Raw genomic sequence first — 23,163 nt, forward strand, 5'->3', positions numbered from 1 at the left:
TTGGGATATATCCTGTGGATACAATCTTTGCTGTTTCGAGTGGATTGTTGCCTTCAGGGGTTGCAGTCATTCGGCTTTCTGGTCCCCATGTTGTAAATGTAGTTAAAACGCTTTGTGGTTACTTACCAAAAGCGCGGTTCATGCATTACGGAAATCTTACTGCTCGTGATGGTAGTTTTCTAGATTCTGCTTTAACTGTTTTTTTTCCTGCTCCTCATAGTTTTACAGGGGAGGATTGTGCAGAATTTCATTTACATGGAGGTAAAGCAGTTGTTAATCGTTTTCTCGATGAGTTATCCACATTTACTGGATGTCGTATTGCAGAAGCAGGTGAGTTTTCGCGTCGTGCATTTATAGAGGGAAAATTAGATCTTGTTCAAGCCGAAGGTCTTGCTGATTTAATAGATGCAGAAACGGAAAGTCAGCGACGTTTAGCAGTTATGGGGACAAGTGGACATTTAACAACACTTTATCGTGATTGGCGTCATAAGCTTATAAAAGCACGTGCTTTTATAGAAGCGGAGCTTGATTTTTCTGATGAAGCTGACATCCCAAACTCAATATCTGATGAAATTTGGAAAGATATGGAAGAATTTTGTGCTTCTCTTCGCAAACATATTGATGAAGGAGAGCGTGCTAGTATTTTACGTGATGGATTAAAGATTGTTATTGCTGGTGCTCCAAATTCTGGAAAATCAAGTATTATAAATCGTTTGGCTGGAAGACCTATTGCTATTGTGACAGAAGAAGCGGGAACGACTCGTGATGCTTTGGAAATGAAACTTGTTTTTGGTGGTTTACCGGTCTTTGTGACGGATACTGCTGGTTTTAGGGAAACAGAAAACAAAATTGAGCAATTAGGAATAGAGGTAGCAAAGCAGCATGTTAGGGATGCTGATTTAGTTATTTTAGTTTATGATATGCTAAATCCAAAAGAGGTTAAATTACCAAAAACTTCGGCTGAAATATGGCGTGTTGGTAATAAACTTGACCTTTATAAAAAAAATGAAAATCATTGGTCTATACAGTTTTCTACAATAACTGGTTTGAATTTTGATTATTTTATTAAAGAAATTGAGTCATTTTGTTTACGTCGTGCTGCTGAAATTGGAAATATTGTTCCAGCACGTAAAAGGCAACTTCAGTTATTAAAAGAAGCTGTTAAAGAGATAGAACTTTCCATAAATGATCATACTCTTGATATAAGTTTACGTGCAGAACATCTTCGCCGTGCAAGTGATTTTCTTGGGAAAATTACGGGAGATATAGATGTTGAAGATTTGCTTGATATTATTTTTTCAGAGTTTTGTGTTGGTAAATAATGATTCACGTGAAACATTTATTATTTCATAGACAGATATAAAAGATTGTGTATTTTACATCTTGTTTCACGTGAAACTTGAGAATAGGTTCTCTATAGGATGAAACAAATGCAATTATATGATGTCGTTGTTGTTGGGGGTGGTCATGCAGGCTGTGAAGCTGCTTCGGCTTCAGCACGTGTTGGAGCGCGGACCGTACTCGTTACGCATAAAATATCAGCAATAGGGACAATGTCTTGTAATCCTGCTATAGGTGGGCTTGGAAAAGGACATCTGGTTCGTGAAATAGACGCTTTGGATGGTCTTATGGGGAGAGCAGCAGATGCTGCTGGAATTCAATTTAGACTACTTAATCGACGCAAAGGACCCGCAGTAAGAGGACCGCGTACACAAGCTGATAGACAACTTTATAAAGAAGCAATTCAAAGTTTTTTAAAAGAACAAGATAATCTCATTCTACTTGAAGATGAAGTCATTGATCTGATTGTTAAAGATAATAATGTTTCAGGTGTTATTTTAAAAAAACAGGGAAAGCTTTTTTCTGGTGCTGTTGTTTTAACTACAGGGACATTTTTAAATGGGCTTATTCATATTGGTGATAAGAGATGGTCTGCTGGACGGATAGGAGAACAGTCGAGTGTTAAACTTGCTGAACGTTTAAAAAATTATAATATAAATCTTGGGAGGTTAAAAACAGGAACTCCAGCTCGTCTCAGTAAAAAAACGATTCGTTGGGAGTATCTTCCCAAACAACAAGCTGATGAAAATCCAGTTCCTTTTTCTCTTTTAACAGAAAAAATTGAACAGTCACAAATTGAATGTGCAATAACACGTACGAATGCGCAAACACATAAAATTATTCGTGAAAACATTCATCGGTCTGCTTTATATTCTGGAAATATTGAAGGATTAGGACCACGTTATTGTCCTTCAGTTGAAGATAAAATTATTAAATTTGGGGAACGTGATGGACATCAGATTTTTCTAGAACCAGAAGGATTAAATGATGATACTATTTATCCAAACGGTCTTTCTACATCTCTTCCTGAAGATGTCCAAATTTCTTTATTGAAAACAATTGAGGGGCTAGAAAATGTTAAGGTTTTACAACCTGGTTATGCTATTGAATATGACTTTGTTAATCCACAACAACTGACTAAAACTTTAGAATTGCGTTCTTTACCAGGATTGTTTTTAGCAGGGCAAATTAATGGTACAACAGGATATGAGGAAGCTGCAGCACAAGGACTTTTAGCTGGATTAAATGCTGCACGGAAAGTTTCTGGATTAGATGAAATTCTTATAAGTCGTTCTACAGCCTATATTGGTGTTATGATAGATGATTTAATTTCACGTGGGGTTTGTGAGCCTTATCGAATGTTTACATCACGTGCTGAATTTCGTTTGTCTCTGCGGTCTGATAATGCTGATGCTCGTTTAACACCTTTGGCACAACAATGGGGTATTGTGGGTCAAAACCGTTGGGATTTTTATCAGAAAAAACAACAACGTCTTGATTTAGCACGATCAATATGTCAGGGACTTTTTCTAACACCTAATGAAGCATCTTCTCGAGGATTACAGGTAAATCACGATGGAATTCGGCGTTCGGCTTATGATCTTCTTGCTTATCCTCATATGACGATAGAACGTCTTTCACATTTTTGGCCACAATTGCGATCAATTGATTCTAAAACTGTTGAATCTTTAGAAATTGAAGCGCAGTATGCAGTTTATCTAGAAAAGCAAGCACAAGATATTGCTGCTCTTCAGCGAGATGAGCGTTTAGAAATCCCTTCTTCTCTTGATATTCAGGCAATTTCAGGTCTTTCAAATGAACTAAAAACAAAAATTCAAGAAATATCCCCGCGTTCAATTGCTGATGCTCAAAAAATTGATGGTATGACGCCCGCGGCATTATCGCTTATTATTACGTATATTCAACGCCAACGACGTGAAAAGGCTCAATTTGTTTAATGGATATTTCTACAGAACAAAAATATCAAGCACTTTTAAATATTATTCCTTCTGTTTCACGTGAAACGATGGAGGATTTAATACAATTTGAAGCTTTAATAATTCAATGGAACAAACATATTAATTTAATATCTTCTACAACAATACCAGTTCTCTGGACACGTCATATTTTAGATTCGGCACAAATGTATCCTTTACACAGCAATTTTCTTCATTGGTGTGACCTTGGTTCAGGTGGTGGATTTCCCGCAATTGTTATTGCTATTTTTCTGAAACAAAAAAAAGCAGGACATATTGATCTCGTTGAAAGTAATGGTAAAAAAGTAGCTTTTTTACGAATGGTCATTGCTCAACTTAATCTTCCAGCAAAAGTTTATCATTGTAGAATTGAGGATGTTTACCAAAAAATAAAAAAACCAGAAGTTATAACAGCACGAGGATTGGCTTCGCTGGATGCTCTTTTACAACTCATTTTTCCTTTATTCACAAAAAAAACAATAGCTCTTTTGCAAAAAGGTAGGGATTACGCTACAGAAATAGAAAATGCCTCTGCCAATTGGCGGTTTGATCTGCTAAAACATAAGAGTAAAATTGATGAAAGTTCTATTATATTAGAAATTTCTCATGTTCGATCATGTAGAGGGTAAAGCAAAATGAGCGAAACACGGATTATCGCTATTGCAAACCAAAAGGGTGGGGTCGGCAAAACAACCACAGCAATTAATCTTGCAACAGCTTTGGCAGCCATTGGGGAAAATGTTCTTATTATGGATGTTGATCCACAAGGTAATGCCAGTACAGGATTGGGAATTGATCGTAATAACCGTCCTTTATCCTCTTATGATGTTTTGGTTTCAGGGGTTTCAGTCACAAAAGCAGCTTTAAAAACAGCTGTACCCAATCTCCATATTGTGCCTTCTACTCTTGATCTTTTAGGCGTAGAAATGGAAATTTCTTCATCAAAAGATCGCATTCAACGTTTACGTAAAGCTCTCTGTGATGATCCTAAAATGGAAAAAAAATTCAGTTATATTTTAATTGATTGTCCCCCGTCACTTAATCTTTTAACACTCAATGCTATGGGAGCTGCAGATTCTGTTTTGGTTCCTATGCAATGTGAATTTTTAGCACTTGAAGGTTTAAGTCAATTGCTTGAAACAGTAAAGCAAGTGAGATCTGTACTTAATCCATCTTTAGAAATTCAAGGTATAGTTCTAACAATGTATGATGGACGTAATAATCTTTCAAATCAAGTTGTTGAAGATGTACGATCTTTTATGGGAGATAAAGTCTATCGTACTGTTATTCCACGAAATGTCCGCGTATCAGAAGCCCCCTCTTTTGGTAAGCCGGTATTGCTTTATGATCTTAAATGTGCTGGGAGCCAAGCTTATTTGCGTCTGGCATCGGAAGTGATTCAACGTGAAAAACAAGCACGCGCTGCTGCTTAAAACGTAAAAAAACAATTTTTGTAGGAAAATTTAAAGAGCAAAATTATGTATGATGATCAATCAAAAAAAAGACTGGGACGTGGATTAGCAGCCTTGATTGGAGATATCAACTTAAATAACAATCTTGTACGTGCGCCGAATGCTGATAAATTGATAGAGTCCAATACAGTTTCTCCTATTTATGAGCAATTTGTGCCTCTTGAATCTATTTCGTGTAATCCACACAATCCACGGCGTCATTTTACTGATTCAGAACTTGATAATTTAGCACAATCAATTCGCCAGCATGGAGTTGTTCAGCCTGTTATTGTAAGGCCTTCGCGTGATCATCCTAATCGATTTGAATTGATTGCTGGTGAACGACGGTGGCGTGCTGCACAACGTGCCAATTTAAGTCAATTGCCGGTTATTGTTCGCGATGTGGATGATAAGACGGCTTTGGAATTAGCAATTATTGAAAACGTTCAACGTACCGATCTTAATCCTATTGAAGAAGCAATGGGATATGAAATTTTACTGAATGAGCATGGTTATACGCAAGCAGATTTAGCACAAGTGATTGGAAAAAGTCGAAGTCATGTTGCAAATACACTCCGTTTGTTAAAACTTCCACCAAAGGTACAACAATTTTTAACTGATGGCCAACTCTCTGCTGGTCATGCGCGCTGTCTTATTACCGTCGACAATCCACAGGATTTGGCGAAAAAAATTATTCGTGAAGGTCTCTCGGTACGCCAAGCAGAAATACTTGCATATGAACAAGCAAATCCTAAAGTCAAAAAACGAACCACCGTTGAGAAAGACACAGAAACAAAATCTTTAGAAAAATTACTTGCAGATGTCATCGGAATGAAAGTTGTCATTAGACATGGTAAAAAAGGTGGTGATTTAAAAATACACTATTCTTCATTAGAACAATTAGATGATATTTGTCGGCGTTTACAAAATTAAAGAGTGTTTACCACCTTAGCTAATTATTCAAAATAATACGGATTCTATTTACAACGCCTTTTTAAAATAACAAGCATTCTATACATATGTTTTTTAGCAAATTCCAAATTATCTGAAACTACAGTATTTTTTTCATCAAAAGAAAGCCCCTCTTTTTTGAGAAGTTCAGGAAAAGTTAAAATTGTTAATGTTGCTTGAAGGGCGCGGGTACCTATAGCAAAATCTTTAGGTGTGATATTGTTTTTTCTTAAGATATTCATTAATTTTGGTTGATTAGAAATAGAAGCTGCGAATCCTTCAACACTGTCATCGTGTTCAATTTCAATATCAGATGCTTTTTCAGTATTGGATATTTTTGATTCTGATGGTGAGTTTTCACACTCTTCTTTATTAATTTGTTCCATTTTCAAAAGAAAATCTTCTGTTAAGGTGTAATTTGCAATGACATGTTGGAAATTGAATTTATTGTTCTTTTCCTTTGCTATTGTTAGTTGAGCATATATTACAAAAAGAAAAAGGGGAAATAAATGCAAGACAGACTTAAACATGCTTAGAAGTTATCCTTTCTTCTCCAGATTTCAGCAAAGACTTCTTCGTTTGCGAAGTTGATCAATTTTTTTAAATAAGATAGTCACAAACTTTGCTTACAACAGTCCATATTCTATGCATATGTTTTTTACCAAATTCCAAATTGCTTAAAAACACAGTATTTTTTTCATGAAAAAGAGAATCTTTTTCTTTAGGATTCTCGTAATAAATATTTTCGTAAAGCATTATTAATGTTGTTTGAAGAGCATTGCAACCGACAGCAAAATCTCTAGGCGTGATGTTATTGTTTTTTAAAATATCCATTAGTTTTGGTTGATCGGAAATATAAGCGGTAATTTCCTCAATGCTACTGTAAAATGGGATATTGGATACTTTTGATTCTGGTGGTAAGTTTTCACATTCTTCTTTCTTAATTTGTTCCATTTTCAAAAGAAAATCTTCTGTTAAGATGTAATTTGCAATGATCTGCGGGAAATCGAATTTATTGTCCTTTTCCTTTGCCATTGCTGTTTGGGTATGTATCACAAAAAGAAAAAGGGGAAATAAACGCAACACAGGCTTCAACATGGTTAAAAACTATCCTTTCTTCTTCGAATTTCAGCAAAGACTTCTTCATCTGTTTCTTTTTCCATTGCAAGGTTTCTTCGCAACGTAGCATCATCCCAGCGGAGAAAGGGATTGGTAGCTTTTTCTTGCCCTAAGGTTACTGGTAAAGTCATGGCGTCTTTTGCGCGCAATAAAAAAACATCCTCCACCCTTTTATGAAGTTTTTGATTATGTGGATCAAGTGTCAATGCGAAAAGGGCGTTGGTTTTAGTGTATTCATGACCGCAATAAAGAAGTGTTTCATCGGGAAGTTGACGAAGCTTTTTTAAAGAGTTCAGCATTTGTGCAGGCGTTCCTTCGAAAAGTCGTCCACAACCGAGTGAGAAAAGTGTATCTCCAGCAAAGAGTAAATTCTCTTCGGGAAAGTAGTAAGATAATGCGCCTAAAGTATGACCCGGTGTTGAAAGAGCTAAAAGCAGGCATGTTCCAAAAGAAAAACTTTCATTAGGTTGAAGTGTTTGGTCAAGATGATTAATCTTTTCTTTTTCTGCTTCTGGTCCAATAACGACAGCCTTATAAACTTGTTTTAACTCTTCTAGTGCTTCTACATGGTCGTGATGATGATGAGTCACAAAAATAGTCTGTAGTGTCCAGTTGCGGCGTTTTAAGGCATTATGAATCGCTTCACTTTCAGGTGCATCAATTGCAGCTGTGCAGCCGCTTTTTTCATCATGAATGAGTACACCAAAATTATCGTTTCTACAGATGAACTGTTCAATTAACATATCTTTTCCCCATGAACAGTGTACAATGATAAATCTACAAAATAATCTATAATTATAGATGTCTTCTATTTAAGAATCAGATTTGTCTCTTTCTGTAAAAAGTCCCTGTGAGTGTTTAAGGATAAGGGGCATTTGAGTAAGCATGAAAAGGACTGTTAGAGGCATAACACCAAATACTTTAAAGCTAGTCCAAAAATTATCGCTAAAATTACGCCAAATAACTTCATTCAAAAGAGCAAGAAAAACGAAAAAGAATGCCCAGCGATAGGTAAGTTTTTGCCATCCTAAATCATCGAGTTTTAAAGTAGAATCCAAGGCATAACGCAAAAGTGGTTTTTTAAAAAACATTCCACCAAAGAGGATGAGAGCAAATAAACTATTAATAATTGTTGGTTTCATTTTTATGAAAGTATCATTGTGAAGCCAAAGAGTTAAGAATCCAAAGACTAGAACAAATATTCCCGAGATAAGAGGCATTATAGGAATGTTTCGTGCCAGAATCCATGATAAGCTTAGTGCAATAATGATTGCTACCATGAAAATAGCTGTTGCAGGGAAAATAGGTTTATTAAAATTTTTAAAAAGTCCGATATTGTTTATCAACCATTCGCCTTTATAATTGGCAAGGAAAAAGACGACTAATGGCCCCATTTCCAAGAGAAACTTAAGTGTTGGTGAAAGGGGCTTTTTTTGGTTATTATTCATATTCTTCGAATTGGGGTTATTGTATGAGTGAGGTTTAAAAGAAGATTGTTTCATATGTGTTTTCCTGCAATAGTTTCGGCAAATTCAGAGGCAGAAAAAGGTTGAAGATCCTCAATATTCTCTCCTATACCGATAAAGTAAACGGGTAATTTGTATTTTGCTGCGATAGCAATAAGAATCCCTCCTCGTGCACTACCATCGAGCTTTGTCATGACTAAACCATTAACACCAGCAATATCGCGGAAAATATCCACTTGATTGAGCGCATTTTGCCCAGTAGTTGCATCGAGTGTTTGAAGGATTGTATGGGGAGCTTGGGGAGAATGTTTACCTAAAACACGAATAATTTTTGCCAATTCGTCCATCAATTCAGTTTTATTTTGTAGGCGTCCAGCTGTATCAATGATCAACACATCGCTGTTTGCTTTTTTGGCTTTTTCATAAGCATCAAATGCTAAGCTAGCAGCATCTGCACCGAGTTTTGTGGAAATAACAGGAGATCCTGTACGTTCACCCCAAATATGCAATTGTTCAATAGCGGCAGCGCGAAATGTATCACCAGCAGCCAACATAACTTTTAGCCCCCCTGCGGTGAGTTTGGCTGCAAGCTTTCCAATCGTTGTCGTTTTTCCAGTACCATTTACGCCTACTAGTAAAATAACGTGAGGCTTATGACTAAGATCAAGTTCTAGTGGAACTGCAACAGGCTCCAATACTTTTTTTATTTCGTCAGCTACGATAGTATGAATGTCATCTGGAGATAAATTTTTCTCATAGCGACTGGAGGCTAAAGTATCGGTGATGCGTGTAGCCGTTTCTACACCAAGATCAGCTTGAATAAGAATATCTTCCAACTCTTGCAATGTTTGTTTATCAAGTTTTCCTTTAACAAAAAGGTCACCAATTGATTCACTTAAGCGTTGTGAGGAAAGGGATAAACCTTTTTTAAGGCGTCCAAACCACGCTGTCTTTTTCTGTTCAACAGGAGATATAGATGAAAACTCTTCAACTTTTTTTTCACGGATTATATCTGTGACAATTACTTTGCGAGAATGTGCTTCAAAAGACGGAATTTTCTCATCATACTTTACAGGTGTGATATTTTGATTTTCTGTCTGTTCTTCTTTTTCTCTCTCTAGAGAGGATTGATCGTTTTTTGTGGTTTCACTTTTATATTCAATTTCTTCTTCTATATCGGTTTCATAAGGAGTGGAAACTTGTTCTGTTTCTTGCTCTTTAGATTTGTTAAAAGAAAATATTTTTTTTATAAAAGATTTTGTCATAAGGGTTTTCCTGCTCAAGCTGCGTTTAATTTTGGGAGGACAGCAATCAATTTATCGCCATCATGATCAACGATAAGGGCTTGAACAATTGTTCCAGCTTTTGCACCTTTGATTTGTACAAGGGTATAATCTTCTGTTCGTCCGATTTCATCTTTTTCAACGAGAATTGTTTGTTGGCTATTTTGTAAACGAACAAGATGCCTTTGGTAAGCTTCCTCACCTACTTTGCGCAATCTTTCTGCACGCATTTTTACTATTCTACGGTTAATTTGTGGCATACGTGCGGCAGGTGTTCCTTCTCTTGGACTAAAAGGAAAGACGTGGAGATGTGTTAAATTACACTCACTGACCAAAGCAAGACTGTTTTGGAACATTTCTTCTGTTTCAGTCGGGAAACCAGCAATTAAATCGGCTCCATAAACCATCGTAGGACGTTTGGCACGCAAATCTTGACAAAATTGAATTGCATGTTCGCGCAGATGCCGCCGTTTCATTCTTTTTAGGATCATATTATCGCCTGCTTGCAAGGATAAATGCAAATGGGGCATGATCCTTTTTTCATAGGCTAAAAGATTAATGAGTTCTTCGTCTGCTTCAATAGAATCGATTGATGACAGACGTAAACGAGGCAAGTCAGGAACATGATGCAAAATTGTTGAAGTTAATTTTCCTAGGGTGGCTTTTCCAGGGAGATCGTGGCCATAACTTGTAAGATCAACACCTGTCAGAACTACTTCTTGAATGCCATTGTTTGTCAATAGTTTGATTTGTTCAATAACAGCGCCCATGGGAACTGAACGTGATGGTCCGCGCCCATAAGGGATGATACAAAATGTACAACGGTGATCGCATCCATTTTGCACCTGTACAAAGGCACGTGTGCGCTCTTCTATTGCACTTACCATATGGGGAGCAATTTTTTGCACTTCCATGATGTTATTAATACGCAACTTTTCGGAATGATTGATACCAAAATCAGGAAGTTGACGATAAGAATGCGCATGGAGTTTGTCTTCATTCCCTAAAACAAGATCCACTTCTGTCATGGAGGCAAAATTTTGCGCTTCTGTCTGTGCGGCACATCCTGTCACAATAATACGAGCGTGAGGATTTTCACGTCTTGCTTTGCGGATAGCTTGTTTTGCTTGTCGTACGGCTTCGGCGGTGACGGCACAGGTGTTAAAGATGATTGCATCATCTTTGAGTTGATCAAGACCTGAAGAAGTGCTTTCTTTGCGTATGATTTCAGATTCATAGCTGTTCAGACGACAACCAAATGTTACAACTTCTATTGCCATTAAAAGTGATCCTTTTTGTAGCTCCCTGTTAAAGGGTTAAAAAAGCCACTAAACTCATAATTGGTTGGACCTGTCATGATAATATGATTGTCTTCTCGATAAAAAATATTAAGTGTTCCCCCTAGTAAGTTCACATCGATATGGCGTTTTGTGAGTCCACGTCGATAGGCGGCCACTGCACTCGCACAGGCAGCACTCCCACATGCTTGCGTTAATCCAGCTCCTCTTTCCCATGTGCGTAAATTTAGGCTTTTTTGTGACATGACATACGCAATAGAAATATTGCACCGTTCTGGAAAAAGGGGATCATGTTCAAGTTTTGGTCCATATTTTTCTAATGGAATATGTTGAATATCATTCTCAACAAAAAAAATAGCGTGGAGATTACCAACAGAGACAAGGCATGCATCCTTTAAGGGACCAGCAGTAATTTCTACGTGATTGGTGTCAATTATTTCACGTGAAACAGGCATTTCTTTTGCATTGAAATTTGGGCATCCCATGTCAACAGAGATGAGGTTGTTGGTTTGTCGTTTACCCTCGATAATTCCAGCGGGTGTTTCTAATCGAAAGTTTTCACCGAAATTGTGGTCTGTGAGCCATGCTATGACACAACGTGTACCGTTACCACAGGCTTTAGCTATCGAGCCGTCAGCATTCCATATTTCGATGCGAAAGTCAGCTTCATTTTTTGTGGTTTTGTGAATAGCCATAATTTGATCGAAATGTGTTTGAGGATCTGCCGAGAGAGTAAGGATTGCTTGCTGTGTGAGTGCATGTGTGCTTTCACGCATATCAGCAACAATGATTTGATTTCCAAGACCGTTCATTTTGCTGAATGGCATTTTCATGAAATTTCTCTATTTATAGTGATTGCCTACAAAAGATATATGACTGAAAATCTTATAAATTTCCAGTGTTTAATGAATATAAAACATAGTGCAAAAATTATTATCGTTCGAAATAAACAATTTTTATCCTATTTTTTTAAATTATTAATTTATCTTTGTAAAATGCCGTATAATAAATGTTCACTAATTTCTGAGGAAGCTTCTTTAATTGTCATGGGAAAGAGTATAGATATGTCATTTTCAAAAATTTCGTTTTTCGTTGTAATATCAACTGTAACGCTTTTAGGAGGATGTTTAACGTCGCGGTTTGATAGTGACGATAGTGGCAACACATTAGAAGTTTTTTATCCGCTTCAAGAAATGCAAACAGAAGTGATGTCTGATCCGTCTTCCTCTCGTTCGTCAGCATATGAAGCAGCAGATTCTTCCATGTATGAGAAAGGAGATTCTAAGAGTGATGGACGGATGGCTAGTCTCGAATTGCCAAGCAATGCTACTGATTTGTTTCCGGCTAGTATTGCTGGGGTGTGGAATCTTTCTATGGATGGTAAGGTTTGCCGAATTGCAACACCACAAACAAAATTTGGCCAAGGATACCGTGCTCGCCCTTTACACTGTCCAGGAATCGTTTCTCAGGTAAGTTCATGGGCTGTTAAAGGAAAAAGATTATATTTTTATAATAATTCAGGACGTGTTATTGTCACTCTTTATTCTTCCAATGTTGATCGTTTTGATGGACGCACACTTGATGATCATCCAGTTGTTTTAAGCCGTTAGACCGTTTTTGCTATTTATAAAAAAAGAGATATGCGCACCAGTTTGTGAAGAGAGCTTGTGTTTTTATTGTGAACGGGTTGAAAAGGTTATTTGGATGATTTTAGTTTCAACGCGCTATAAGGAGCTGGTATATAAAGGAGAAATCAGTTTTGATCCGGCTCAATTGGCTTTAGCCGAGCGTTTTGATCATTTATTACAAAACATTGCGGAGCAAAGCGTTTCTCGATCTTGGACATTTTTGTCTCTGTTTAAAAGAGAAAAACAAACCTTTGCTCGTGTTGCAAAACAAGGTGATGAAGATGGTTCTTATCAAGGGGTGTATGTTTATGGTGAAGTAGGACGAGGCAAAACCATGCTGATGGATTTGTTCTTTTCTTGTTTGCCGCAGAAATGTAAAAAGCGCGCTCATTTTAATGATTTTATGGCTGATGTGCATGAGCGTATTAATGTTTATCGTCAAGCATCAAAAAATGCAAAATCTGGACAAGATAATCCTATATTAGCTGTTGCTGAAGATTTTGCACGAGAAGCTAAGGTGCTTTGTTTTGATGAATTTAGTGTAACAGATATTGCTGATGCTATGGTGTTGGGGCGTCTTATCTCTGCTCTATTTGATAAAGGGGTTTTCTTTGTTGCAACTTCAAATGTTGCCCCTGATAATCTTTATTATAACGGTTTGAACCGAGAGCTTTTTTTGCCTTTTATTCAAGTTTTGAAAGCACATGTTTGTGTTATCAATCTTGATGCAAAAACAGATTATCGTCTTGAGAAATCAAATCTACAACACGTGTATATAACGCCGTTAGGTGCGCAAGCAAATGAATGTATGGATCAAGCGTGGGCATTGGTATTACAAGGGCAGAAGGAAATATCTGATGAGCTTTCTCTAAGAGGACGTATTGTTCATATTCCACGCTCTGGAGCGGGTTGTGCACGTTTTGATTATCAAGATTTGTGTGCAAAACCTTTGGCAGCAGCTGAATATTTAGCATTAGTGGAACGTTATCATACGATTTTTCTCGATAATGTACCGGTGATGGATGATACATACCGCAATGAAACCAAACGGTTTATTTTACTTATTGATACTCTCTATGAGCGCCACATAAGATTATTTATGTCAGCGGCAGCTTTACTTGAGGATTTACATAAAGGACGCGCACAGACGACGGAAACATTTGAGTTTAAAAGAACACAATCGCGTCTTTTTGAAATGCAAAGTCAGGATTATTTGAAACTTTGGGCAGAACGGTTTCTTTTGAAGAAGTAAAAGTCAAGTAATTTACCCTTACGTAAACTGTAAAAACAATAACTCTTTGAATTTAAATACAAGGTAATAATTCTGTTGTATTTTTTTTAAATTCATTTTATCGATACATCATAATAAGTTTCTAATAATCGTTTGTGTGGAGGATTTTTGCTTTTACGAGGAGAAGGATTTTATATCTTTTTCTTTCTTTAATAGCATTTTTTAAATAGGGCTAAGGTCAAAAAAATACTCAGAATGCTGGCGCTTATATGTGCGCGCTGTGTTCTCTAATGTTAGGAATAAAGAAATGGCACGAAAAAAAATAGCTCTCATTGGTTCAGGTATGATTGGTGGCACTTTAGCACATATTATTGGGCTTAAAGAGCTTGGTGATGTTGTTTTATTTGATATTGCGGAAGGTATGCCACAAGGTAAAGCTCTTGATATTGCCGAATCTTCACCCGTTGATGGTTTTGATGTCAGTTTAAAAGGTGCTAATGCTTATGAGACAATTGAAGGTGCTGATGTTGTTATTGTAACAGCAGGAGTAGCACGAAAACCTGGTATGAGTCGTGATGATCTTTTAGGCATTAATTTAAAAGTGATGGAACAAGTTGGTGCTGGGATTAAAGAATATGCGCCTTCAGCATTTGTTATTTGTATTACCAACCCCCTTGATGCAATGGTATGGGCATTGCAGAAGTTTTCAGGTCTTCCTACACATAAAGTAGTTGGTATGGCTGGTGTTCTTGATTCTGCACGGTTTCGTCGTTTCTTGTCTGAGGAATTTAAGGTCTCTGTTAAAGATGTGACGGCTTTTGTTTTAGGAGGGCACGGTGATTCAATGGTGCCTTTGGTGCGTTATTCAACGGTTGGTGGTATTTCTTTGCCTGACCTTGTGAAGATGGGCTGGACAACACAAGAAAGAATCGATCAAATTATCCAGCGTACCCGTAATGGTGGTGCAGAGATTGTCAATTTGTTGAAAACAGGTTCTGCTTTTTACGCACCAGCAGCTTCTGCTGTTTCTATGGCTGAAGCCTATTTGAAGGACACTAAGCGTGTTGTTCCTGTTGCTGCCTATCTTTCAGGTGAATACGGAGTTAATGATACATATGTCGGTGTTCCCGTTGTGCTTGGTGCAGGTGGCGTTGAGCGGGTCATTGAAATTGATCTCGATAAAGAGGAAAGAAATGCTTTTGAGCGTTCAGTGAATTCTGTGCAAAAGCTTTGTGAAGCTTGTATCGCACTTGTGCCTAGTCTTAAATAAATTGAATAAGATTCTGTTCATTAAAACAGAGTATTTATATAGGATTTGAAGGTTAATAGTAAAGTTATCTGTAAAAGAAAAGGACAAATGCATGAATATCCATGAATATCAGGCCAAACGTCTGCTTCATGAATATGGAGCACCAATTGCAAACGGTGTTGCTGTTTATTCTGTAGAGCAAGCTGAAAAGTGGGCACAGAAATTGCCTGGGCCACTCTATGTGGTTAAAAGTCAGATACATGCTGGTGGTCGCGGTAAAGGGAAGTTTAAAGAACTTTCTCCTGATGCAAAAGGAGGGGTTAGACTTGCAAAATCTGTTGAAGAAGTTATTGCAAATGTCCAAGAAATGCTTGGTAAAACTTTGGTAACCAAACAAACTGGTCCAGAAGGTAAGCAGGTCAATCGCCTTTATATTGAGGATGGTGCTGATATTGAACGGGAGCTTTATCTTTCATTGTTGGTTGATCGTACAGTTGGTCGGGTTGCATTCGTTGTTTCAACAGAAGGGGGTATGGATATTGAAACCGTTGCTGAAGAGACGCCAGAAAAAATATTAACTCTACCCATTGATACTACACATGGTGTTACTTCTGCCGATTGTACAAGGCTTTGTGATGCGTTGGAATTACACGATAGTGCACGGGAAGATGGTGAAAAGCTTTTTCCAATTCTCTATAAGGTGTTTTGTGAGAAAGATATGAGCCTCCTTGAAATTAATCCGCTTATTGTGATGAAGGATGGTCATTTGCGCGTTCTTGATGCGAAAGTTTCTTTTGATAATAACGCTCTGTTCCGTCATCCAGACATTTTGGAATTGCGTGATATCTCAGAAGAAGATCCAAAAGAGATCGAAGCATCAAAGCATGATCTTGCTTATGTTGCTCTTGAGGGCACAATTGGTTGCATGGTCAATGGTGCAGGTCTTGCTATGGCAACAATGGATATCATTAAGCTTTACGGAGCTGAGCCCGCAAATTTCCTCGATGTTGGTGGTGGTGCTTCAAAAGAAAAGGTGACTGCTGCTTTTAAAATTATTACCGCTGATCCAAATGTTAAAGGCATTTTGGTAAATATTTTTGGTGGCATTATGCGTTGTGACGTTATTGCTGAAGGTGTGGTTGCTGCTGTTCGGGAAGTTGGTTTAAAGGTTCCTTTGGTTGTTCGTCTTGAAGGCACAAATGTTGAGCAGGGTAAAGCGATTATCAGTGATAGTGGTTTAAACGTTATTCCCGCTGACGATTTAGATGATGCTGCTCAAAAAATTGTTGCAGCCGTGAAGGGAGCCTAAGTGATGTCAATTCTTGTGAATAAGGATACAAAAGTTCTGGTTCAGGGGCTTACAGGAAAAACAGGAACGTTTCATACAGAACAAGCGCTTGCTTATCATGGTACGAAAATGGTTGGGGGCGTTAATCCTAAAAAAGGTGGTGAAACGTGGGAAGGTTCAAAAGGTGAAACTCTTCCTATTTTTGCCAGTGTTGCTGAGGCAAAAGAAAAGACAGGTGCAGATGCTTCGGTTATTTATGTTCCGCCTGCAGGAGCCGCAGCAGCTATTATAGAAGCTATTGATGCTGAAATCCTTTTAATTATCTGCATTACGGAAGGCATTCCTGTTATGGATATGATTAAAGTAAAGGCGAGATTAGAAGAATCAAAATCACGTCTCATTGGTCCTAATTGTCCTGGTATTCTTACACCAAATGAATGTAAAATCGGTATTATGCCTGGTTCTATTTTTAGAAAAGGCTCTGTCGGGGTTGTCTCGCGGTCGGGAACCTTAACATATGAAGCGGTTTTCCAAACGAGTCATGAAGGTCTTGGGCAGACAACAGCTATTGGTATTGGTGGTGATCCTGTTAAGGGCACAGAATTTATTGATGTGTTGGAAATGTTTTTAGCGGATGATGAAACCGAGTCTATTGTCATGATCGGTGAAATTGGTGGTTGTGCTGAGGAAGAAGCAGCACAATTTCTTCGCGATGAAGCAAGAAAAGGTCGTAAAAAGCCGGTGGTTGGTTTTATTGCTGGTCGTACAGCTCCTCCAGGACGCACAATGGGGCACGCTGGTGCTGTTATTTCTGGTGGTAAAGGTGGAGCAGAAGATAAAATTTCTGCAATGGAATCAGCAGGAATTCGGGTCTCTCCTTCACCATCACAGATAGGCAAGACTTTGATGTCAGTTTTGAAGGGCTAAAAAAGAATTTCATCTGAATAAAGGTGTATCTTTCATTCAGATGAAAAGTAGGTATAAAAGTGAGGCTTTTTTGAATTTTCTGACCCTCGTTTGCTTTGTAAGCATTTATAAGGTCGAAAAGAGATGTAAGGAGACGGAATAAATGTTCCGGAGAAGTGTATGGCAAGGCAGGACGAAATAAATAGTCTTTTTGCAAAAACGTCGTTTCTGTATGGTGGAAATGCGGACTATATAGATCAACTTTATGCTGAATATGAAAAAAATCCCACCAGTGTAGATTCACAGTGGCGTGCTTTTTTTGAAACACTTCAAGATAACAAGGAAGATGTTCTGAAAAATGCGGAAGGGGCAACTTGGCAACGTGATCATTGGCCATTAAAGGCGAATGGTGAATTGGTTTCTGCTCTTGATGGTGATTGGTCTGTTCTTGAAAAGCGTATTGGTGATAAATTAAAGGAAAAAGCAACAACTGGTGCTGCGCAAAAAGGAAAAGCCTCTAGCGAACAGGATATTATTCAAGCAACGCGTGATTCTGTTCATGCGCTCATGATGATTCGTGCTTTTCGTGCACGTGGGCATCTCCGTGCTCGGCTCGATCCTCTCCAATTGGCGGAAAAAATTGAGGATTACAAGGAACTTTCTCCAGAAGCTTACGGTTTTACTTCTGCTGATTATGAGAGACCCATTTTTATTGATCATGTTTTAGGGCTGGAATATGCAACTATTCCACAAATGCTTGAGATCCTCAATCGTACCTATTGTTCAACGATAGGTGTGGAATATATGCATATTTCTGACCCTGCTCAAAAAGCATGGCTCCAAGAACGTATTGAAGGACCAGATAAGCACATTGCTTTCACACAAAAAGGTAAGAGAGCTATACTTAACAAGCTTATTGAGGCGGAAGGGTTTGAGCAGTTTTTAGATACAAAATACAAAGGAACAAAGCGTTTTGGGCTTGATGGTGGTGAATCTCTGATTCCTGCTCTTGAACAGATTATTAAATGCGGTAGTGCTTTGGGGGTGCAGGAAGTTGTTTTAGGAATGGCACATCGTGGTCGTTTAAATGTTCTTTCACAAGTTCTTGCAAAACCACATCGGGCTATTTTTCATGAATTCAAAGGAGGGTCTTATAAACCCGATGATGTAGAGGGTTCTGGTGATGTTAAATATCATTTAGGAACTTCAGCTGATCTTGAATTTGATGGTAAAAAAGTTCACTTATCACTTGTGGCTAATCCATCTCACCTTGAAATTGTTGATCCGGTTGTTATTGGAAAGGCGCGTGCTAAACAAAATCAACTTGTGGGGCCTACATATACTGATGAATTCTCCTTAAGTGAGCGCTCAAAGGTTTTGCCATTGCTTATTCATGGTGATGCTGCTTTTGCAGGGCAAGGTGTTATTCAAGAAACTTTTGGTCTTTCAGGTCTTAAAGGTTACAATGTTGCTGGTTCTCTTCACGTCATTATTAATAATCAAATCGGATTTACAACTGATCCACGCTTTTCGCGTTCTTCTCCTTATCCGTCAGATGTAGCAAAAATGATTGATGCACCAATTTTCCATGTGAATGGTGATGATCCTGAAGCTGTTGTCTTTGTTGCAAAAATAGCGACGGAATTTCGTCAAATTTTTCATAAGCCCGTGGTGATTGATATGTTCTGTTATCGCCGTTATGGACATAATGAAGGTGATGAACCTTCTTTTACACAGCCGCTTATGTATAAGGCTATCCGTAACCATAAAACAACACTTCAGCTTTATGGGGATCAACTGATTACGGAAGGGGTGATTACTGCTGAAGAGATTGAACAGCAAAAGAATCTGTGGCGAGATAAACTTGAGGTTGAGTTGGAAGCAAGTGTTTCTTATAAGCCGAACAAAGCTGATTGGCTTGATGGGAGTTGGACGGGCCTTAAAGCTTCCAATAATGCTGAAGAGCAACATAATGGAACGACGGGTGTTGAGTTAAAGATCTTAAAGGAAATTGGTCAGAAACTCGTTGAGATTCCAGAAGACTTTCATGTGCATAAAACTATACAACGTTTTTTGAGCAACCGCGCTAAAATTTTTGAAAGTGGTGAAGGTGTTGATTGGGCAACAGCTGAAGCTTTGGCTTTTGGTTCTCTTTGTTTAGAAGGAGCACCAGTTCGTCTTTCCGGTGAGGATGTCGAACGTGGAACTTTTTCACAACGTCATTCAGTTCTTTACGATCAGGAAAATGGAGCACGTTATATCCCTTTGAATAATTTACAAAAGGGGCAGGCATTTTATGAGGTTGTTAATTCTATGCTCTCTGAAGAAGCCGTTCTTGGTTTCGAATATGGATATTCTCTTGCTGAACCACGGGGATTGACGCTTTGGGAAGCGCAATTTGGTGATTTCTCTAACGGAGCACAGGTCATTTTTGATCAGTTTATTTCTTCTGCAGAGCGTAAATGGCTTCGTATGTCTGGTCTTGTGTGTTTGTTGCCTCATGGTTTTGAGGGGCAAGGACCAGAACATTCTTCAGCACGTTTAGAACGTTTTCTTCAGCTTTGTGCAGAAGATAATATGCAGGTTGCTAATTGTACGACTCCTGCCAATTATTTTCATATTTTGCGTCGGCAAATTAAACGCGATTTCCGTAAACCGTTGATTTTGATGACACCAAAATCTCTTTTGCGCCATAAACGAGCGGTTTCTTTTCTCAATGAAATGGGACCAGAAACGAGTTTCCATCGTTTATTACTTGATGATGCAGAATGTCTCAAAACCTCTATTATTAAGTTACAGAAAGACAATAAAATTCGCCGTGTCGTTCTTTGTACCGGTAAGGTTTATTACGACCTTTATGAAGAGCGTGAAAAAAGGGGTGTGGATGATATTTATTTGCTTCGCGTTGAACAGCTCTATCCTTTCCCAGCAAAAGCTTTGGTGGATGTATTGTCGCGCTTTTTGCAAGCAGAGGTTGTTTGGTGCCAGGAGGAACCAAAGAATATGGGGGCTTGGTCATTTATTGAGCCTTATTTAGAATGGGTGTTGACGCATATTAATGCGCGATATTCACGTGCACGTTATGCAGGGCGTTCTGCAAGTGCATCGCCGGCTACAGGATTGATGGTACAACATGCTGAACAGCTTGCCGCGTTTCTTAAAGACGCGTTAGGTTCTTAATTTATGACTACTCTGATCTATGGAAAAATATTATGACTATTGAAATCCGTGTTCCTACTTTGGGCGAATCGGTTACCGAAGCTACAATTGGTAAATGGTTTAAAAAACTTGGCGAAGCCGTTGTTATGGATGAGCCCTTGGTTGAATTAGAAACTGATAAGGTAACAGTTGAGGTTCCGTCACCTGTTTCGGGGAAATTATCTGAGATCATTGCAAAGGAAGGCGATACGGTTGAAGTGAATGCGCTCTTAGGGGCGATTGAAGCTGGGGCCGCTGGTGTTTCTCAATCATTTTCGCCTTCTGTTATACCTGTTGCAGAAGTTCCCTCTGGTTTGGAGTCGTCTTTTTCAAATGATACAATGCCTCCTGCTCCTTCAGCAGCAAAATTGATGGCTGAAAATAATATCACAAAAAGTGATGTTTCAGGTTCTGGAAAACGTGGACAAATTCTCAAAGAAGATGTTCTTAATGTGTTGGCACAAGGAACAAAAACACCTACTCCTGCCGCTTCTACAGCTAACTCTGCCTCTGAATTCAGTTCTTCTGTTGTTCCAGTTCAAACAACGCTGGAGGAGCGGGTTCGTATGACGAAACTGCGTCAAACAATTGCTCGTCGTCTTAAAGATGCACAGAATACAGCGGCAATGTTAACCACATTTAATGAGGTTGATATGTCTGCGGTAATGGATTTGCGCAAGCGTTATAAAGATCTTTTTGAAAAGAAACATGGTGTTAAGCTTGGTTTTATGGGATTTTTTACCAAGGCTGTTTGTCATGCATTAAAAGAACTTCCTGCTGTTAATGCAGAAATTGATGGAACAGATATTATTTACAAAAATTATGTCAATGCGGGAATTGCTGTTGGAACGGATAAGGGGCTTGTCGTTCCGGTGGTTCGTGATGCGGATCAGATGTCACTCGCAGAGATAGAAAAAGAGATTGGTCGTTTGGGTCGTCTTGCTCGTGATGGAAAATTAGCAGTTTCTGATATGCAAGGCGGAACTTTTACCATTACCAATGGAGGGGTTTATGGGTCGTTAATGTCGACACCAATTTTAAACGCACCACAATCTGGTATCTTGGGAATGCATGCGATTAAAGAACGAGCAATGGTTGTTGAGGGACAAGTTGTGATTCGCCCCATGATGTATTTGGCACTTTCTTATGATCATCGTATTGTAGATGGGCAGGAGGCTGTGACTTTCCTTGTGCGTGTTAAGGAAAGTTTAGAAGATCCGGAACGCCTTGTTCTTGACTTGTAAAAATACAGTTTTCAGGATGAAAGGAAAAACGGATGTCTTATGATGTGGTCGTGATTGGAGCCGGACCAGGTGGTTATGTTGCAGCAATAAAAGCAGCGCAACTGGGGCTTAAAACAGCAATTGTTGAAAAGCGTACGACATTAGGAGGTACATGTCTCAATATTGGCTGTATTCCTTCTAAAGCGTTGTTGCATGCTTCAGAAGTATTTGCTGAAACACAGCATGGTTTTGAAACTCTTGGTATTTCTATTGCAAAATCTAAGCTTAATCTTGAACAGATGATGGCACATAAAAAAGCTGTTGTAACAGCCAATACGAGTGGCGTTTCTTTTTTGATGAAAAAGAATAAAGTTGATACTTTTTTTGGTACAGCCAAAATTTTAAGCGCAGGCCAAATTGAAGTTGTTGCTAAAGATGGTAACAAGGAAACTATTGAAACAAAGAATATTATTATTGCTACGGGTTCAGAAAGTTCAGGTATTCCGGGGGTGAATGTTAAAATTGATGAAAAGATTGTTGTATCTTCTACGGGAGCGCTTGCCCTTGAAAAAGTCCCAACACGCATGATTGTTATTGGAGCAGGTGTTATTGGTTCAGAACTTGGCTCGGTTTGGAGTCGCTTGGGAGCTAAAGTTACCATTATTGAATATCTTAATAAAGTTTTAGGATCAATGGATGGAGAAGTTTCACGACAATTTCAAAAGTTAATGGAGAAGCAGGGTATTGAGTATAAGACTGGTGCAAAAGTAACAGCTATTACACAATCTGGTACAACTGCCCAGGTAACTTTTGAAACTGTCAAAGGTGGTGAATCTGAAACTTTAGAAGCTGATGTTGTGCTCATTGCTACTGGACGTTTTCCATACACGGAAGGTCTTGGTTTGATCGAGGTTGGTGTTCAATTGGATGAGCGCGGCTTTATTGTTATTGATGCGCATTGGCAGACCAGTATTCCAGGAATTTATGCGATTGGTGATGTCGTTAAAGGACCAATGTTGGCGCATAAAGCGGAGGAAGAGGGCGTTGCTGTGGCAGAAATTTTGGCAGGTCAAAAGGGACATGTTAATTTTGATGTCATTCCTAGTGTTGTCTATACACAGCCCGAGATTGCCAGTGTAGGAAAGACAGAAGAAGAACTTAAAGCTGCCGGTATTGAGTATAATGTTGGCAAATTTCCCTTCATGGCGAATGGTCGTGCACGCGCGATGCAAAAAAATGATGGGTTTGTTAAAATCCTTGCTGATAAAAAGACAGATCGGGTTTTAGGTGGACATATTCTTGGATTTGGTGCTGGTGAAATGATCCATGAAATTGCAGTTTTAATGGAATTTGGTGGTTCGTCAGAAGATTTGGGGCGTTGTTGCCATGCACATCCTACTTTATCAGAAGCAGTGCGGGAGGCAGCTTTAGCTACATTTGCTAAACCGCTTCATATTTAAATCTAGGTGTGCTTTTTAGTATTCTATGATGCTTTTTGAAAAAACCGCCCTTAAAAAGGGCGGTTTTTCTGTATCCATTATTAGTATGTAAAGTC

At 38.5% G+C, this 23,163-nt stretch carries 20 protein-coding genes; 13 read left to right on the top strand and 7 right to left on the bottom strand.

The window, feature by feature from the left end; genetic code table 11:
* The first annotated feature begins 14 nt into the window (after positions 1 to 14).
* The 5 genes from mnmE (at position 15) to LBE40_RS07365 (ending at position 5,701) form a co-directional block, all read left to right on the top strand.
* Positions 15 to 1,322: a tRNA uridine-5-carboxymethylaminomethyl(34) synthesis GTPase MnmE gene (gene mnmE / locus LBE40_RS07345; protein WP_004858072.1), complete on the top strand. Its 1,308-nt coding sequence runs from the start codon at positions 15 to 17 to the stop codon at positions 1,320 to 1,322.
* A 108-nt stretch (positions 1,323 to 1,430) separates the two neighbouring features.
* Positions 1,431 to 3,299 (top strand): tRNA uridine-5-carboxymethylaminomethyl(34) synthesis enzyme MnmG, encoded by a 1,869-nt coding sequence (gene mnmG, locus LBE40_RS07350; RefSeq protein ID WP_004858070.1) that lies wholly within the window; start codon positions 1,431 to 1,433, stop codon positions 3,297 to 3,299.
* Positions 3,299 to 3,946 (top strand): 16S rRNA (guanine(527)-N(7))-methyltransferase RsmG, encoded by a 648-nt coding sequence (gene rsmG, locus LBE40_RS07355; RefSeq protein WP_004858068.1) that lies wholly within the window; start codon positions 3,299 to 3,301, stop codon positions 3,944 to 3,946. Before mnmG ends, rsmG begins: the two co-directional genes overlap by 1 nt.
* 6 nt (positions 3,947 to 3,952) lie before the next feature.
* Positions 3,953 to 4,750 (top strand): ParA family protein, encoded by a 798-nt coding sequence (locus LBE40_RS07360; RefSeq protein WP_004858066.1) that lies wholly within the window; start codon positions 3,953 to 3,955, stop codon positions 4,748 to 4,750.
* A 45-nt stretch (positions 4,751 to 4,795) separates the two neighbouring features.
* Positions 4,796 to 5,701 carry a ParB/RepB/Spo0J family partition protein gene (locus tag LBE40_RS07365; RefSeq protein ID WP_004858064.1) on the top strand — a complete coding sequence of 302 codons (906 nt, stop codon included), beginning with the start codon at positions 4,796 to 4,798 and terminating at the stop codon, positions 5,699 to 5,701.
* A gap of 44 nt (positions 5,702 to 5,745) precedes the next feature.
* On the opposite strand, the gene LBE40_RS07370 is transcribed toward LBE40_RS07365, so the two are convergent.
* The 7 genes from LBE40_RS07370 to dapF all read right to left on the bottom strand — a co-directional run bounded on the left by LBE40_RS07370 (position 5,746) and on the right by dapF (position 11,718).
* A complete protein-coding gene (locus LBE40_RS07370; RefSeq protein WP_245256394.1) occupies positions 5,746 to 6,105 on the bottom strand; it encodes a hypothetical protein in 360 nt (119 codons plus the stop codon).
* A gap of 214 nt (positions 6,106 to 6,319) precedes the next feature.
* Entirely contained in the window at positions 6,320 to 6,817 is a 498-nt protein-coding gene (locus LBE40_RS07375; RefSeq protein WP_004858061.1) for a hypothetical protein, read from the bottom strand.
* A gap of 2 nt (positions 6,818 to 6,819) precedes the next feature.
* On the bottom strand, positions 6,820 to 7,581 hold the full coding sequence (gene gloB, locus LBE40_RS07380; RefSeq protein WP_004858059.1) for a hydroxyacylglutathione hydrolase: 762 nt from the start codon (positions 7,579 to 7,581) through the stop codon (positions 6,820 to 6,822).
* Positions 7,582 to 7,650: 69 nt separating this feature from the next.
* Entirely contained in the window at positions 7,651 to 8,340 is a 690-nt protein-coding gene (locus LBE40_RS07385) for a septation protein A (RefSeq protein ID WP_004858057.1), read from the bottom strand.
* The gene (gene ftsY / locus LBE40_RS07390) at positions 8,337 to 9,569 is read right to left on the bottom strand and encodes a signal recognition particle-docking protein FtsY (RefSeq protein ID WP_004858055.1); all 1,233 of its coding nucleotides are present in this window, start codon (positions 9,567 to 9,569) and stop codon (positions 8,337 to 8,339) included. The genes LBE40_RS07385 and ftsY overlap by 4 nt, the downstream gene beginning before the upstream one ends.
* A 14-nt stretch (positions 9,570 to 9,583) precedes the next feature.
* Complete coding sequence (mtaB, locus tag LBE40_RS07395) at positions 9,584 to 10,867, bottom strand: tRNA (N(6)-L-threonylcarbamoyladenosine(37)-C(2))-methylthiotransferase MtaB (RefSeq protein WP_004858053.1); 1,284 nt, start codon at positions 10,865 to 10,867, stop codon at positions 9,584 to 9,586.
* Positions 10,867 to 11,718, bottom strand: coding sequence for a diaminopimelate epimerase (dapF, locus tag LBE40_RS07400; protein WP_004858052.1), 852 nt, complete (start codon positions 11,716 to 11,718; stop codon positions 10,867 to 10,869). Before dapF ends, mtaB begins: the two co-directional genes overlap by 1 nt.
* Positions 11,719 to 11,949: 231 nt before the next feature.
* On the opposite strand from dapF, the gene LBE40_RS07405 reads away from it, so the two are divergent.
* The 8 genes from LBE40_RS07405 (at position 11,950) to lpdA (ending at position 23,068) form a co-directional block, all read left to right on the top strand.
* Positions 11,950 to 12,495, top strand: a complete 546-nt coding sequence (locus LBE40_RS07405) for an AprI/Inh family metalloprotease inhibitor (RefSeq protein WP_040296857.1) — start codon at positions 11,950 to 11,952, stop codon at positions 12,493 to 12,495.
* 94 nt (positions 12,496 to 12,589) lie between these two features.
* The gene (zapE, locus tag LBE40_RS07410; protein ID WP_004858048.1) at positions 12,590 to 13,765 is read left to right on the top strand and encodes a cell division protein ZapE; all 1,176 of its coding nucleotides are present in this window, start codon (positions 12,590 to 12,592) and stop codon (positions 13,763 to 13,765) included.
* A gap of 286 nt (positions 13,766 to 14,051) precedes the next feature.
* A complete protein-coding gene (mdh, locus tag LBE40_RS07415) occupies positions 14,052 to 15,014 on the top strand; it encodes a malate dehydrogenase (RefSeq protein WP_004858047.1) in 963 nt (320 codons plus the stop codon).
* 91 nt (positions 15,015 to 15,105) lie between these two features.
* The gene (sucC, locus tag LBE40_RS07420) at positions 15,106 to 16,302 is read left to right on the top strand and encodes an ADP-forming succinate--CoA ligase subunit beta (RefSeq protein ID WP_004858045.1); all 1,197 of its coding nucleotides are present in this window, start codon (positions 15,106 to 15,108) and stop codon (positions 16,300 to 16,302) included.
* A gap of 3 nt (positions 16,303 to 16,305) precedes the next feature.
* Entirely contained in the window at positions 16,306 to 17,208 is a 903-nt protein-coding gene (sucD, locus tag LBE40_RS07425) for a succinate--CoA ligase subunit alpha (protein WP_004858043.1), read from the top strand.
* 159 nt (positions 17,209 to 17,367) lie between these two features.
* Positions 17,368 to 20,367: a 2-oxoglutarate dehydrogenase E1 component gene (locus LBE40_RS07430; protein WP_004858041.1), complete on the top strand. Its 3,000-nt coding sequence runs from the start codon at positions 17,368 to 17,370 to the stop codon at positions 20,365 to 20,367.
* 32 nt (positions 20,368 to 20,399) lie between these two features.
* Entirely contained in the window at positions 20,400 to 21,629 is a 1,230-nt protein-coding gene (gene odhB / locus LBE40_RS07435) for a 2-oxoglutarate dehydrogenase complex dihydrolipoyllysine-residue succinyltransferase (protein ID WP_004858040.1), read from the top strand.
* A 32-nt stretch (positions 21,630 to 21,661) separates the two neighbouring features.
* Positions 21,662 to 23,068, top strand: coding sequence for a dihydrolipoyl dehydrogenase (gene lpdA / locus LBE40_RS07440; protein WP_004858038.1), 1,407 nt, complete (start codon positions 21,662 to 21,664; stop codon positions 23,066 to 23,068).
* The last annotated feature ends 95 nt before the right edge of the window (positions 23,069 to 23,163 follow it).

The sequence above is a fragment of the Bartonella taylorii genome (assembly GCF_023920105.1).
GTDB lineage: Bacteria > Pseudomonadota > Alphaproteobacteria > Rhizobiales > Rhizobiaceae > Bartonella > Bartonella taylorii.